12 protein-coding genes are annotated in these 15,756 nt (G+C 40.4%); 9 read left to right on the plus strand and 3 right to left on the minus strand.

Going from position 1 to position 15,756, the window contains the following annotated elements:
• Positions 1–4: 4 nt before the first annotated feature.
• Complete coding sequence (locus JR005_RS01455; protein WP_151839048.1) at positions 5–2,065, minus strand: choline transporter; 2,061 nt, start codon at positions 2,063–2,065, stop codon at positions 5–7.
• A 429-nt stretch (positions 2,066–2,494) separates the two neighbouring features.
• Here JR005_RS01455 and betI point away from each other — a divergent pair, with 429 nt between their 5' ends.
• The 4 genes from betI (at position 2,495) to JR005_RS01475 (ending at position 7,535) form a co-directional block, all read left to right on the plus strand.
• Positions 2,495–3,121, plus strand: a complete 627-nt coding sequence (gene betI / locus JR005_RS01460) for a transcriptional regulator BetI (RefSeq protein WP_005003004.1) — start codon at positions 2,495–2,497, stop codon at positions 3,119–3,121.
• Positions 3,114–4,586, plus strand: coding sequence for a betaine-aldehyde dehydrogenase (betB, locus tag JR005_RS01465; RefSeq protein WP_218665457.1), 1,473 nt, complete (start codon positions 3,114–3,116; stop codon positions 4,584–4,586). Before betI ends, betB begins: the two co-directional genes overlap by 8 nt.
• A gap of 99 nt (positions 4,587–4,685) precedes the next feature.
• Entirely contained in the window at positions 4,686–6,341 is a 1,656-nt protein-coding gene (betA, locus tag JR005_RS01470) for a choline dehydrogenase (RefSeq protein WP_218665458.1), read from the plus strand.
• A gap of 702 nt (positions 6,342–7,043) precedes the next feature.
• On the plus strand, positions 7,044–7,535 hold the full coding sequence (locus JR005_RS01475; protein WP_151839045.1) for a hypothetical protein: 492 nt from the start codon (positions 7,044–7,046) through the stop codon (positions 7,533–7,535).
• Between the two features lie 47 nt (positions 7,536–7,582).
• Here the strand turns inward: JR005_RS01475 and JR005_RS01480 are convergent, their stop codons facing one another.
• On the minus strand, positions 7,583–8,731 hold the full coding sequence (locus JR005_RS01480; RefSeq protein ID WP_151839044.1) for a DUF1624 domain-containing protein: 1,149 nt from the start codon (positions 8,729–8,731) through the stop codon (positions 7,583–7,585).
• 75 nt (positions 8,732–8,806) lie between these two features.
• Between JR005_RS01480 and JR005_RS01485 the strand changes: the two genes are divergently transcribed.
• Genes JR005_RS01485 through JR005_RS01505 form a run of 5 tightly spaced genes read left to right on the plus strand, consistent with a single transcriptional unit; the run spans position 8,807 to position 14,339 of the window.
• Positions 8,807–10,909, plus strand: a complete 2,103-nt coding sequence (locus JR005_RS01485) for a TonB-dependent siderophore receptor (protein WP_151839043.1) — start codon at positions 8,807–8,809, stop codon at positions 10,907–10,909.
• The gene (locus JR005_RS01490) at positions 10,878–11,993 is read left to right on the plus strand and encodes an ABC transporter substrate-binding protein (protein ID WP_151839042.1); all 1,116 of its coding nucleotides are present in this window, start codon (positions 10,878–10,880) and stop codon (positions 11,991–11,993) included. Before JR005_RS01485 ends, JR005_RS01490 begins: the two co-directional genes overlap by 32 nt.
• Positions 11,994–12,016: 23 nt before the next feature.
• Positions 12,017–13,054 carry a FecCD family ABC transporter permease gene (locus JR005_RS01495; RefSeq protein WP_151839052.1) on the plus strand — a complete coding sequence of 346 codons (1,038 nt, stop codon included), beginning with the start codon at positions 12,017–12,019 and terminating at the stop codon, positions 13,052–13,054.
• The gene (locus JR005_RS01500; protein ID WP_151839041.1) at positions 13,051–13,815 is read left to right on the plus strand and encodes an ABC transporter ATP-binding protein; all 765 of its coding nucleotides are present in this window, start codon (positions 13,051–13,053) and stop codon (positions 13,813–13,815) included. The genes JR005_RS01495 and JR005_RS01500 overlap by 4 nt, the downstream gene beginning before the upstream one ends.
• Positions 13,806–14,339, plus strand: a complete 534-nt coding sequence (locus JR005_RS01505; protein WP_218665459.1) for a GNAT family N-acetyltransferase — start codon at positions 13,806–13,808, stop codon at positions 14,337–14,339. Before JR005_RS01500 ends, JR005_RS01505 begins: the two co-directional genes overlap by 10 nt.
• A 51-nt stretch (positions 14,340–14,390) precedes the next feature.
• Here the strand turns inward: JR005_RS01505 and JR005_RS01510 are convergent, their stop codons facing one another.
• A complete protein-coding gene (locus JR005_RS01510; RefSeq protein WP_218665778.1) occupies positions 14,391–15,587 on the minus strand; it encodes a hypothetical protein in 1,197 nt (398 codons plus the stop codon).
• Between the last annotated feature and the right edge of the window lie 169 nt (positions 15,588–15,756).

Raw genomic sequence — 15,756 nt, forward strand, 5'->3', positions numbered from 1 at the left:
TCTCCTAGGCTTTAGGATCTGGAAAAAGCGGACGATTACCGGGACTAATCCGATTAATGTGTAAGAAAGTCATGTGTCGTTCATAACGATCCAGAATGTCATTAATGACCTGTTCTTTGGTATAACCTACAAGGTCATTGCCCTGTGAACCTTCATATAAATAAGTTTCCAGACGATAATAAAACTGTTTTCCACGCTTGCCACGCTCACTAAAATTTGGCGCGATATAGCGTACAGGCCAAATCTGATAGATAAAGTTCTGTTCTTCTTCCAGATGAATAGTGATATCCAGATGATACAACTCTGCATCTTCTTCAAGTGGAACTTCGGTAACATCGACTTGAACAGCGCGTTTCTGCAACTCTTCAGTCACCGCCAAAACCGCTGGACGACAGATTTCATTCAGCATTTTTTTGGTTTCAAATGTCCCTGGATGGTGCATAACTCGGGACAAACGTTTTTTCCAATTTAAAATATCTACGTTTCCGACGACAGGGGCAGCGTTTAAACTGGCACTGGCTTGCCGATAATCTTCAAGTCTTAAAGATTTATAAAGACCTGCCATCACCAGAAACATCACAAAACTAAACGGCAGTCCCATAATAATGGTGGCGTTTTGTAGCGCGGTAATGCCGTTGGTCATGAGCATCGCTAAAGTCAACAAACCAATCGCAACAGCCCAAAACACACTGAGCCAGCGCGGCGCATCATGATCAATATTGGTAAATTGCGTGGTAAAGTTACCTAGTACTAGCGCACCCGAATCCGCGGATGTCACATAAAATAGTAAGCCTGTAATGGTTGCAACACCTGCAATAAACGGAAACCACGGATACTGAGCCAATAAGTCATAAAAACCATGTGCTGGATTAGATAGTACCGTTTCAGCCAGCGCAATATTGCCGTCGAAAATGACATTATGTAATGCACTATTCCCAAAAATAGATAACCAAGTGAGAGTAAATAACAATGGAATAATCAGGGTTCCTGACACAAACTCACGAATGGTACGACCGCGTGAAATACGTGCTAGGAATAGCCCCACAAATGGCGACCACGCCACCCACCATGCCCAGAAAAACAGCGTCCAGCTATTCATCCATTCTTTAGGTTGATTAAAAGCAAAACTTTCCAGCGCCAGACTTGGGAAACGGCTGAGATAATCTCCGACATTTTGTACTAATGCATTAAGTAGAAATTCGGTATTGCCTAAAAACAAAATAAACAGCATCAGCCCAACCGAGACATAAATATTGATCTCAGATAAAATTCTTAAGCCTTTATTGACACCAGACGTGACCGAAATAATCGTGATAATGACCGCCACTAAAATGAGCGCAGTTTGAATCCATAAATTTTCAGGTAAATCGAATAAAACGTGTAAGCCATAATTCAGCTGAACCACACCAATACCACAAGTCGTTGCGATACCAAATATCGTTCCAATCACCGCAGCCGTATCCACACTATGACCAATCGGCCCATTAATTTTTTTACCAAAAATTGGATATAAGGCAGAACGAATGGTGAGTGGCAAGTTATAGCGATAACTGAAATAGCCCAGTGCCATCCCAATGAGGGCATACATACACCAGCCTGTTAAGCCATAATGAAAGAGTGTCCAGACCATGCCCTGACGTGCAGCTTCATAGGTTTGCCCCTCTCCCACTGGCGGATGCATATAGTGCGATAATGGTTCAGCCACTGAGAAAAACATCAAATCGATACCAATGCCCGCAGAAAACAGCATGGCAGACCAACTGAGTAGACTAAACTCAGGCTTGGAATGTTTTGGACCCAATTTAATATTGCCATAACGTGAGCAGGCGATAAAAATCACAAACACCATATATAAGGTGGCAGCCAGCAGATAGTACCAGCTAAAGGTTGAACTGACCCAACCTAAAACTGCGTTTAATGCATGATTGGCAAAGTCATTAAATAAAATCGTGGTCAGTGAAAATATTAAAATAATAAGGGCAGAAACATAAAAGACCACACGATTTAAACGATCTTTTAGATGAGTCTCTTGATCATCGACTGCTCTTGGATTATCTGTTGCCATACAATCCTCAAGTAAATTTTAGAAAATTAAAAAAAGTTAAATACTCAATATCAGTGAATAGACTTAATCCATTCAAGCTTAGACCACAGCAGGATGTAGGCTTGTAATAGATTCTTCAATTACGATATCGCCACCGATTGACTCCATGATTGGATATCTGCATTTACAAATCCAGATATTCTATGTATAGAAAATGCAAAGGATTTTTTTTGAGATGCGCAATCGAACATCGCGTCAAAGCAACATCATCGACTGCCACATATTTAAAAATAACTCTTTGCCTCTTCCATACCTTGTTGCAACAATTTTACGATACAATCATAACGCTTATTGATTGAACGTTCAATCAATAAGCGTTATGATAAAAAAATGCGATCATGTTCTATAACCAACTGATTGAAGCAAAACCTTATATTTTTAAGGACATACATGAACAAACGCCAAGTTAAACCTGAGCATGTGCGCCGTGAAGAAATTATCAACGCCGCCTATGACGTGATTTATGAAGTGGGATTATCCAATACCACCATTGCTCAAATTGCAAAAAAAGCCCAACTTTCAGTGGGGATCGTGAGTCATTATTTTGGTGATAAACAGGGTTTAATTAATGCCTGTATGTTGGAAATGCTGAATGTATTACGAGGTAAAACCGCTCAATACAAAGCAGAACTCAGCGACTCTGACCCTCAGAACATGATTAAAGCGATTATTGATTCAAACTTTGACATTAGTCAGGTCAATCAAAGAGCGATGCGCATCTGGCTGGATTTTTGGTCGGCCAGTATGCATATGCCAGCATTGGGACGATTACAACGCATTAATGATCAACGCTTGTATTCCAACCTGAAATTTCATTTTCTGAAATTACTTCCCGAAGATCAGGCCAGTATCGCGGCTCGTGGTCTTGCCGCTTTGATTGATGGTTTATGGTTACGTGGAAGTTTAAATGGCGATACAGAATTTGATGCAACAATGGCACGTTCGATTGCTTATGACTATGTCGATACACAGCTCAAGCTGATGAAACACACAAGGCAGGAGAGACAAAATGAGTGATGTAAAACTTCATCGTTTATATATCCATGGACAATATACAGATGCAAGCAGTGGCAAAACATTTGATAGCCTCAACCCTGCAACAGGTGAAGTCATTGCCTCCATTCAACAAGCCTCTCAAGCAGATATTGAAGCTGCGGTAAAAAGTGCAACTGAAGGTCAGAAAATCTGGGCAGCCAAAACTGCGGTTGAACGTTCACGCATTCTGCGCCGTGCAGTCGATATTTTACGTGAACGTAATGATGAACTGGCTCATTTAGAGACACTGGATACAGGCAAAGCTTTGAGCGAAACTTCTACAGTGGATATTGTCACTGGTGCAGATGTACTTGAATATTACGCAGGATTGGCGACTGCAATTCAGGGCGAACAGGTTCCATTACGTGAAAGCAGTTTTTTCTATACTCGCCGTGAACCTTTAGGTGTGGTTGCAGGTATTGGCGCATGGAATTACCCCATCCAGATTGCACTTTGGAAATCTGCCCCTGCCCTTGCTGCGGGCAATGCCATGATTTTTAAACCGAGTGAAGTAACACCGCTCACAGCCTTAAAGCTCGCAGAGATTTATACCGAGGCAGGTCTTCCGGCTGGCGTGTTTAATGTGGTGCAAGGCGCTGGCGGTGAAATCGGACAATGGCTGACTGAACATCCTGTGATTGAGAAGATTTCGTTTACGGGTGGTGTAGAAACAGGCAAAAAAGTCATGGCCAGTGCTGCGGGTTCCACGCTAAAAGAAGTCACCATGGAGCTGGGTGGAAAGTCTCCACTGATTATTTGCGAAGATGCGAATCTTGATCGTGCTGCTGATATTGCTGTGATGGCAAATTTCTTTAGTTCAGGTCAAGTCTGTACCAATGGTACACGCGTTTTTATTCCACAATCGCTAAAGTCTGCATTTGAACAGGCAATTGTTGAACGTGTTCAACGTATTCGTATCGGTGATCCACTAAATGCAGACACCAATTTTGGCCCGTTGACCAGTTTTCCACATATGGAAAAAGTCTTGTCTTATATTGAATCAGGCAAACAACAAGGGGCGAAATTGCTCATCGGTGGTGAACGTGCAACAACGGGTTCATTGGCACAAGGCGCTTATGTTTTACCCACTGCATTTACAGACTGTACTGATGATATGAAGATTGTACAGGAAGAAATCTTTGGTCCCGTCATGAGTATTTTGGCTTATGACACGATTGAAGAAGCCATTCAACGTGCCAACAACACCAACTTTGGTTTGGCTGCGGGTGTCGTGACTCAAGATATTTCTCAGGCGCATCGCCTGATTCATCAGCTTGAAGCAGGCATTTGCTGGATCAACACATGGGGTGAATCCCCTGCCGAAATGCCTGTAGGCGGCTATAAACAATCAGGCGTCGGTCGTGAAAACGGGATTTCAACGCTCAATCATTATACCCGCACCAAGTCGATTCAAGTTGAACTGGGTGATTATCAAAGCGTGTTTTAACTCATTTTATACTCTTTGTATTTATCTTTTATTTTCCTCAAAACATCTGCTGTCAATGCTGCTCAGGCAGCTTGACGCCTACAATATTAAGGAATAGTAATGACAACTCAATCTTACGATTACATTATTATTGGTGCTGGTTCAGCAGGCAATGTACTGGCTGCGCGTTTAACTGAAGATGCTCATGTTTCGGTCTTGCTTTTAGAGGCAGGAGGGCCAGATTATCGGCTGGACTTCCGAACTCAGATGCCCGCAGCATTGGCTTATCCATTACAAGGTCGCCGATACAACTGGGCGTATTTGACCGATCCTGAACCTCATATGAATAACCGCCGTATGGAATGTGGTCGTGGTAAAGGTTTGGGAGGGTCATCGCTGATCAATGGAATGTGCTATATCCGTGGCAATGCCATGGATCTTGAAGGTTGGTCAAAACTCGAAGGTTTAGAAAATTGGAGCTATGCCGACTGTCTGCCGTATTACAAAAAAGCGGAAACCCGCGATATTGGCGGCAATGATTATCATGGTGAAAATGGCCCTGTCAGTGTCGCAACGCCTAAACAGGACAATAACGTCTTATTTCATGCCATGGTCGAAGCAGGCGTACAGGCAGGTTATCCACGCACAGATGATTTAAATGGCTATCAGCAAGAAGGTTTTGGCCCGATGGATCGCACTGTGACCAAAAATGGTCGCCGCTCCAGTACTGCGCGTGGTTATCTGGATATGGCAAAAGATCGTCCGAATTTAACAATTGCGACCCATGCGACGACCAACAAAATTTTATTTAATGGCAAACAAGCGATTGGTGTTGAATATATACAAGGTGCCAATCAACATGATGTAAAAAAAGTCTATGCCAATAAAGAAGTGCTGTTGTGTGCGGGCGCAATTGCGTCACCACAAATCTTACAGCGCTCTGGTGTGGGACAAAGTACCTTTTTAAAATCGATGGATATTGAAGTCATCCATGATTTGCCGGGGGTGGGTGAAAACCTACAAGACCATCTGGAAATGTATTTGCAATATAAGTGTAAACAACCTGTATCGCTCTACCCTGCGCTCAAATGGTATCACCAACCTGCCATTGGCGCAGAATGGCTGTTTTTAGGTAAAGGCATTGGGGCAAGTAACCAGTTTGAGGCAGGTGGGTTTATCCGCTCTTCAGATGAATTTGCATGGCCAAATATTCAATATCACTTTTTGCCTGTCGCGATCAACTACAATGGCAGTAATGCCGTTAAAGAACATGGCTTTCAAGCCCATGTGGGCTCCATGCGTTCTCCATCACGTGGTCGTATCAAACTGAAATCCAAAGACCCATTTGAACATCCAAGTATTTTGTTTAACTACATGTCCACTGAACAGGACTGGCAGGAATTTCGTGCTGCGATCCGTATTACTCGTGAAATTATGCATCAGCCCGCCCTTGATCCATATCGCGGTGAAGAAATCAGTCCAGGGAATGCGTTAAATACAGATGATCAGCTGGATGACTTTGTACGCAATCATGCTGAAACCGCCTACCACCCATCATGTAGCTGCAAAATGGGTGAAGATGAGATGGCAGTAGTCGATCATCAGGGTCGAGTTCATGGTATGCAAGGCTTACGTGTAGTCGATGCCTCCATTATGCCATTAATCATTACGGGCAATTTGAATGCCACCACCATTATGATGGCGGAGAAAATTGCAGATCAAATTCGCGATAAAACCCCTCTGCCACGTTCCGAAGCACCTTTTCATCGCGCCTAATTCATCCTGATCAATCATCGGACTAAGCTACCCCCATGTTCGATGATTGAAATTTTGCATCATCTATCGTACACCTCGTACAATTTCAACGCATCAATACATCAGATGATGTCCATTTTTATTTTTTTTTAGGCCAAACCTCAAGAAACTACACTTTTCAAGTTTCACAAGATTATGAATAAAATAAGGATTTTCTTGATATAATTTGTATTTATTGTAAAAATTTAATCATTTCAAATTAAAATTCGATTATTGATATTCATCTCATCTAGAATACGCGTCTATTGGAATGTAGCGGTCATCTAAAAAATTAATGTATTTTAAATAAATAGATTAATTTCCCTCCCTCTAAACTTTAGATGCCGTTACATTCCATTTTTATACCTTTCAAAAAAGCTAAGCTATTACTCAAGCCTATTAAAGCGCATCATCTGTCCTATTAAAATTTTGTTGGCATAGTCGTATTAGAGCGTTCATTAGCGAAAGCATCCTGAATGTTAAATAGCTACTCATCCTTTCAAAGCGCAAACTGACCAGCAAATTTAAGACACTTTCTTCACAAATCGACAGTATGATCTCGATCTGAATAGCATTTATGGCTAAAAATCAAACATGCTTTATACATAATTTACATGCGTAAAATAGAACGATTATTTTTAAAAGAATATGCTAAACACATGTCATAAAACGTAGAGGAATAAAATGAATATGGCGAGAATAAACAGCATTTCGCATAAGTTTTATTCTGTAATCTATCTGTTAATCATCACCATTATTGGGATCGTTTGTGCTTTAAACGCAACTTACGATGTCATGATTGGTGGCACTCCGTTTTATTTTTTTGCTATTGTGGTGCTTGCACTTCAGAGTATTTTTGCACTGCGTGAATCTGAAAGAAGTCGTAATCTAGCTGGTTTAGGTTTGATTCTATTGGTCATCGGGCTGATTTATAGTTATGGATTTATGTTTTTAACCCATCTTAAAGCAATTGTATTATTGCCATCAGTTTGTTTGACGTTGTTCGGTATTCCTTCTATTGCCCAACACCCGCAAAAACTTCATTTACTCAAAGCCGTACTGTTATGCTCACTAATTGCTTTGGCAGCGGTTCAATATTATGAACTTAGCTTGCTCAAAGGCTATTATGATTCACTTCCTTATAACGGTAGCTGGCAACATTATGGTGCCTTATGACAGGTCATTTTCCGTCCTGTCATAAAATGTCTCATTGTATTGATCGACTAAAAATATTTAAGCCATGTAATATGCTTATTCGCATGCTTATAGCTTGAAAATGCGTTCACCACTGGATAAAGCAGACAGATCAAAAATAATGTGATGATCCATAATTGAGCTACCCCAGAGACTGAAAAATAGCCTGATTCATTTGCTCCCCACAATAGTTCAGAGATCATATATAGCAGCTTGAGCACATATAAATGCAGTAGATAAAAAAACATTGGTACTGAACCAAACACCACCAGCACTTTCAAAAAAGGCGTTTGAATCCATCGCTCAAAGGCAATCAGAACGATCAATCCAATCCCGACATTCCACAAAATGAACAATAAAGAAGGTGGATATTTGGTCAAGTTAAAAAAGCTCATTAGACTCAATGTCAATGAGTCATAACTTTTCCAAGCTTCATCCCCATAGACATTTAGCAAACGAAGCAATACAAATAATACAATGCTCAACATCGCAATCAAGATCAAATAACGATCACGTTGCTGCGCATTAAACTTGGGCTGAAAAAACTGCCCTAAACAGTACCCAATTAAAATCACACCCACCCACGGTAATACGGGATATGACGTTCTGACTCGTAACCCTTCAAATTTAATCCAGCCCCGCTCGTGCAGAATCAACCAGAGAGGTTCAAGTATTGGAATATCTTTAAAGCTTATTTGATCTAGCAAATTATGACCAAAAATGATCAACAACCCGACACTGAGTAAAATCTTTTTAGGTAGTCCAATACACATTGACAAGATCACCATACTCAGGCCAATTGCCCAGATCACTTGTAAATAAATCACTTCTGGAGGAAAAGTGGCTGTCCATGCAAAATTAACCAAGGTGAATTCCAGCAAAATTAAAAACAAACCACGTTTCAATAAAAAATAACAGGTTTGCTCAATGCTCTGAGTTTTCATCTGAAATAAAAAAGCCGACATTCCCGTAAGCAAAACGAATACAGGTGCACATAAATGTGCCAAAAATCTGCTCCAAAAAAGCGCAGGCTCCGTTTCAGTGACATTTATTGGGTCACTGACCTGTTTATCTAAATAAAATGTTTCACGAACATGATCCAGTAACATGATCATAATCACTAAACCGCGTAATGCATCGATAGATTGGAGACGTGGAATATTTTTTGCTTGTAGCATAAACGTTATAGCTTCAACTTTTGAAATGTTATATTATTTCAAAAGTTGTTTTTTGTCATGTTTATCGAGGGGTTTATGCAGCATAAATATCGTCTGCTGTCGTCATTTATTGGCTTTTCTTTTCTTTCTGGTCTCAGTTGGGCCGATTCTCCAAATAATGTTCTTTCTACCATCACCCTACAGGCCGATCAAAATCAGGAAGATGAAAAAACCACCTCTGCCGCAAGTAAATTTGCACATGATGTTTTCGATATTCCTTTTAGTCGTAGCTATCTTTCACAGGACATTTTAAAACAACAAGATAGTCAACGTATTGAAGATGCAATTCATCTGGTCAGTGGCGTCTTTGCACAAAATAATTATGGCGGTGGCTTTTGGGATAATTACTCTTTTCGTGGTTTTGCAACGGACCCTAATCTTGGCGCAGCCAGTATTCGAAATGGCTTAAGTATAAATCGTGGACTCAGTGCACCACGAGATATGCTCAATATTGAATCTCTGGACTTCTTAAAAGGCCCCGCCGCCGCGCTATACGGTCGTGGTGAAATGGGCGGTCTACTCAATATCACTACAAAAAAGCCACAATGGCAGCCGCAAGGGCAACTCAACTTACGCGCCAATACCGAACAACAATATCGTGGTAGCTTTGAATATACTGCGCCGCTGAATGATCAACTTGCTTATCGCTTGGCCATTGCCCATGAAGATAATCAAAGCTTTCGTGATGAAGTGAATAGTGAACGCTGGTTTTTTTCACCGCAGTTAAGTTGGAAAATCTCTGATCAGACTCAACTTGATTTTGACAGCGAAATCACTCAGCAAAAAGGCACTTTTGATCGTGGGATCAGCGCCTATAAAGGCCAGATTCTGATGAGTCCCAAAACCTTTACAGGCGAACCAGACGATGGCGACATGAAATTGAATGATCAGTTTTATCAACTGCGTTTGGCGCATGAATTAAATGATGAATGGAAACTCAATAGTGCCGTCAGTTATAAACAAGGATTGATGAAAGGCTTTTCCACTGAACCTAAATCTTTTGAACCAGATGGTGAAACTTTAAATCGTCAACGTCGTTACCGTGATTATTTCACCAAAGATCTACTCGCACAGGCTGAGCTTTTAGGTAAGTTGAATACAGACTGGGCTCGTCATGAGATCCTGATCAGTACTGAAGCAGGTCAATTGACTTCTGATCAATATCAGCTCCGTTGTGATTATAAATATTCAGGCGCAAGATACTGCGTTAATCAAATCAATGTCTATCATCCTCAATATGGCGTGTATTTACCCAATATGGGGCTGCAAACCAATACCCGTGAACAACAGGACTATTTTGCTTTAAATCTTCAGGATCAAATGTTCTTCGATGATCAATGGAGTCTTTTAGTTGGAACGCGTTTCGACCAAGTCAAACAGTCTTTAGATAATTACAAAGCCAATACCTCTACCGATAAAACCTTTCATCAGGCCTCGCCTCGTGCGGGTATAAATTATAAATGGAATGAGCAGTTGTCATTCTATACGAATTATGGACGCTCTTTTGCCATGAACAGTGGTACAGATGCCAATGGACAAGTGTTTGCACCTGAAAAGGGTGAAAGTTATGAAATCGGAAGCAAATATCAGTTTAATGACACATCCTTATTGAGTCTGGCATTATTTCACATGAAAAAACGCAATGTGCTCACCACCAATCCAAGCGATGCAAATTATCAGTATGCCGCAGGTGAAGCATTAAGTCGGGGCATTGAGGTAGATTTGCAAAGTCAACTCACAGATCAACTGCATTTGATGGCAAACTATACTTATACCGATGCACAGATTCATAAAGATACAACCATTGCCAAAGGAACTCCGCTCAATAATATTCCTCGCCATAGTGGTAATCTGGCATTAGATTATGTGCTTTTACAACAGGCTATAAAAAAAGCAGGTGTTGGGGCAAATGTACAGTATGTTGGGAAACGTAATGGGACACAAAGCACAGGCTTTGAATTACCCGATTATACATTGGTCAATTTAAATGCGTATTATGAACCGAATAGCCAGTTACGTTATCAATTCAATATTAACAACGTGTTTGATAAAACCTACTATGTTGAAAGTTATAGTGATCTGTGGATCCAGCCAGGTGATCCGTTAAATGCATCACTCTCGGTACAATGGACATTCTAATTTGATCTTGTCACATTTTTCATTCCCAAAAGTTGTCATGTTCAGTATTTGTGTACTTTTGGGAATCACATTGACAGCCTGTCAGCCCCGAAACATTACAGAGCAAAAACCACAATTAGAGACTCAATCGATTCAAACCACACCATCACACTCTCGTATTAGTGTTGTTGATTCTTCGGGTTATCGTGTTACGTTGGAGCATCCTGCCCAACGTGTGGTGTGTTTATTTGAGTCGAGTTGTGATGGTTTATATATGCTCAATCAGGGCAATAAAATTGTAGGAATTCCTGCAGAAATTTATCAACAGCCGATGTTATATCACGCATATTCTGTTTTAGACCCACGCATTCAGGCCAAACAGATTCAAAGCCCATCTCAAGGCAATAATGCGACCAATATCGAAAGTCTATTAATGCTACAACCTGATTTAGTCATTATGGGTGGAGGAGAAAAACAAACCATTGCCCTTCTGCGCAAGTTAGGCATTGCAGTTTATATTATGGAATCTTCGACTTATGCTCAGGTCAAAGAAGAATTATCGAACATTGCGATTTTAACCGATGCAACAGTACGCGCAAAAACCATACTGCAATATTCAGATCAAAAAATAACAGAGATTCAGCGTAATACTGCAAAACAACCCCATCAGCAAACTATTTATTATGCATGGTCGGGCGGTCGTATTTTTTCGACATCAGGAACTCAATCGATTACCAATGATTTTATCGAATTGGCTGGCGCGAAAAATGTTGTTTCGACGAAAACCAATCAACCCAACGTCAACCCAGAAACCTTGATTGAATGGAATCCTGATAATATCGTGCTTTGGAATACCGATCCGCAACTGATTTATCAACGCCCTGAATTACAAACGCTGAAGTCTGTTCAACAGCGTAGAGTTTTTAATTTAAGCCCTGCTTTTATCTATAATCCTCATACCATCAAAATCGTGCTGACTGCACTTTATTTACATCACCACATTTATACTGACGTGCAATCATCTGACAACATGAAAGAAACCCAATATCAAGTGCTGAGTATGTTGTATGGCTCAAAAGCAGCACAAGACCTGATTGCCCCATGAAATTGAACACTCCCATGAAGATGATGCGTCTTGAATCCATCACCCAATTAAATCCTGTCATTCGATATACTGGCTTTATCGTTTTACCTCTGCTTTGTCTGTTTTGTTCCTTGTTAATTGGGCCAAGTCATGTTTTAGGTTATCAGGATTATCTGCTCTGGTTCTGGCAAAGTCTGTTTGGTGGAAGCTATATTGCTCCTGAACAATATGCTCTGATGCAGAATATTCTTTGGAATGTACGCCTGCCCAGAATTTTACTTACCTTTATGGTTGGTGCGGCACTGGCGACCGCAGGAAATGGTTTACAAGCGTTATTTCGGAATCCACTGGTGGATTCTTATGTACTTGGTATTTCTTCTGGAGCAGCATTTGGTGCGGCACTGGCTTTGTCTTTTAACTTAAATTCACCTAATTTATTGGCGTTTATTTTTGGTATTGCTGCGGTACTTCTGACTTATTTATTTGCCTATCAAAAACAGGAACAACAAACCTCTTTGGTCATGATTATTTTGGCAGGCATGATTGTTTCAGGGCTGTTTTTGGCAGGATTAACCATCATTCAATATATTAGTGATCCGTTTAAATTACAGGCCATTGTGCAATGGACGATGGGTAATTTACATCAGGCCAATTGGAATAAAGTACAATATGCAGTATTGCCTATTTGTATCGGACTTCTGGGCTTATTTTTAATGCGTTGGCGACTCAACTTGCTCGCACTTGGTACAGAAGAAGCCCAAGCGGTCGGCATCAATCCCAAAGGGGAACAAATCTTGCTGATTGGATTGGTCACCTTATGCACCTCTGCTTCTGTGGCTGCGGCTGGAATTATTAGTTTATATGGTTTATTTATGCCCCACATTGTGAGAATACTAGTTGGGCCTGATCATCGTGCAACCATTCCCTGTAATATGATATTGGGCGGCTGTTTTTTATTATTGATTGATAATTTCTCACGTGTTTTATTAAGCTTTGAAATCCCAATTGGAATTTTTACCATGCTGCTTGGCGCACCTTTCTTTTTGCTGCTCATGAAAAGCCAACGGATGAACTGGTCATGATCCATATTCATCAGCTTAACTTTGCTTATGGGCAAAAACAGGTGCTTAAAAATATCGATCTCACATTTGCTGAACATCGGTTTTCAGTGATCTTGGGACGAAATGGTTGTGGTAAATCGACCTTGTTTAGACTCATGGCAGGTCTGGAACCTTTACAATGTGGCAGTATTTTATATAAAAGCAAACGTTTAGATCAGTATAAAGGCAAACGTCATGCCGAACTTTTAGGCTTTTTACCACAATTTCACAAAACCGTTTTTCCCTTTAAAGTCAAAGATGTGGTTTTGACAGGCCGTGCTGCGTTTAGTCATTTTCACCCCACCAAACAGGATGAATATCTGGTAGATCAGGCATTGGAAGAGCTAGATATCGGACATTTAAAACATCAGGCGTATACTGAACTTTCTGGCGGTGAACGACAATTGGTGATGATCGCTCGAATATTAGTACAAGCACCCAAAGTAATTTTACTAGATGAGCCAACGAATCATCTGGATGTCTATTATCAGTCTTATTTGATGAAAAAATTACGTCAACTTTCTCGGCAAAACTATACCGTGATTGCCATTATGCATGATCCTAATCTGGCATTTTTATTTGCAGACGAATTGTTTTTTATGCGTCAACATGAAATTATTCGACCTGAATCTCGGCAACGCCTGACGGATCCTGTCTTTTTAAAAAGTGTCTATGATGTTGAATTTCATGAGGCCATGATTCAGGACAAAACCATTGTAGTGCCAGACTATTCATGGCTTTAGACATCGAACTTTTACAACCAGCAGACGTGAATCAAGCAATTCAATTTGCGATTTATACTCGCCAACTTCTTTTTCCAGAAGTCTATCCATCTGAACTGCCTCATGATCTGACTCATTTCAGCCAAACTTATCTTGAACACCCGCAAGGCGCTTGCTTCGTGGTCAAAGATAAGCACACAATTATTGGCATGGTGGCTTATCGAGCTTATAACCATCGTTTTAATTTGGACTTACCGTTGAAAGTTGTCGAGGTGGTTAAACTATTTATACAGCCCGAATATCGCCGACAAGGTTTAGCATCGCAACTTTGCCATGCTTTATTTGAATATGCTCAACGACAAAATGTTCGGCATTTTTATCTGCATACTCATCCCTTTTTACCTGCCGCTGAATATTTCTGGCAAAAACAGGGATTTCAGGTCATTCATCGTGAATGGTTGGCGCATTACGATACGATTCATATGCTAAAAACCAGTCAATCAACCTCATGTTGTATGATGAATTTGAGATCATCCAGTATTTAAAAAGCCATAAAACCGCTCTTGGATTTTATGGCGACAAACGAAATAAAAGAATTAAAAACTAAAGCCAAAGTTTAAATTGACCCGATACAACCATTTATCACTATTCAAGGACGTTGCTGTGGTATAGCCCGTACTATTGGTCGAACCTCCAATAATATTGGCATTTTTTCCCCAAGTATAATCTGCCCAGACCATAAACGGAGATGCAATAAACATCATGCCTGTGGTATTCATCTGTGACGCTGACCAATCTGTATGTGTTTTATCCAGATAACTAAAGTCGTTATAGAATTTAATCGCTTTAAGTTTCCACATATCCTTGATTGGCAAGGTATAAGAGACATTGAGACTCGAAACAGTCCCTTCAGAAGCAATCAAATAAGAAGGTGTTAGACCATTGGTCCCCATTAAAGTCATACGATCATCCACCCCTTCTGGATTCTTGGCATCGTATTGATAGTGAATGATGGAACCCTGAATGTTCCAGCGATTAAGATTGCTATTGGCATGAAGACCTAAAGCATAATATTTTCCATCATCATCTGTGATTTTATTATGCAGTTGTGAAATAGCCCCTGATAACCCAACTTCTTGCTTGCCTAGCGTCGTATCAAACTTTTTAACGACACGGGCATTGACCTGATTTTGTTTTTTGTTCTGATAGCTTTTCTGATTTGGAAAAGTATTTTTCAGATCATCATAAGAGCCGCTTTCTGGAGAATAACGCATATTGGTTTCAAGCATGCTTGGATAATAACCCAATTTAATATCCCAATTTTTGTCATCATAATTCCAGTTCAAACCAGGGGCAATGTTGTTGCCATAGCCTAAAAAGAACGGCAAATGATAGGTCCAACCATTTTGCGGATAAGGATAAATGGTAAATGGTTTATAGACGAAACCTGCCTCCAGACTATTGTGAGGATTGAGCTTATATCCTACATAGGCTTTTTCTATAGAGGTAAATTCTTGATCCTGCAACAAAAAACTTGAATTTAAATAAAAATCATCATACGTTCCCTTGAGGTCAAGTCGTAGGACATCAAAATCCAACTTGCCCATTCCTCGATTGGAACTTTGTGGCCAGCTTTCATAGCGATCCTGCACGCGAATCACCCCACCCACTTTAAATGAAGCTGTACCATCTTGATTTTTCCACTCCAGTGGTGATGCCTCTGCCCAAGAGCCAGTCGAAACACCTACGCAGAAAATTGAAACACTTATTGTTGAAACTACACTTTTTCTCATCATCGCTTCCCAATATTTAGCCACGAGCTGATAGTGAAAAATAACAACTCATGTTTTATATATAAAACTTTGTTTATTTTGATTTTTACCTAAAAAAATTTGGTGATCCTATTTGAAGCGAGAGCAATCCTTAGCTCATGGCATATTATTCATCACCATTTTTAGTTGT

The sequence above is a fragment of the Acinetobacter sp. Colony158 genome (assembly GCF_019264745.1).
Taxonomy (GTDB): Bacteria; Pseudomonadota; Gammaproteobacteria; order Pseudomonadales; family Moraxellaceae; genus Acinetobacter; species Acinetobacter ursingii.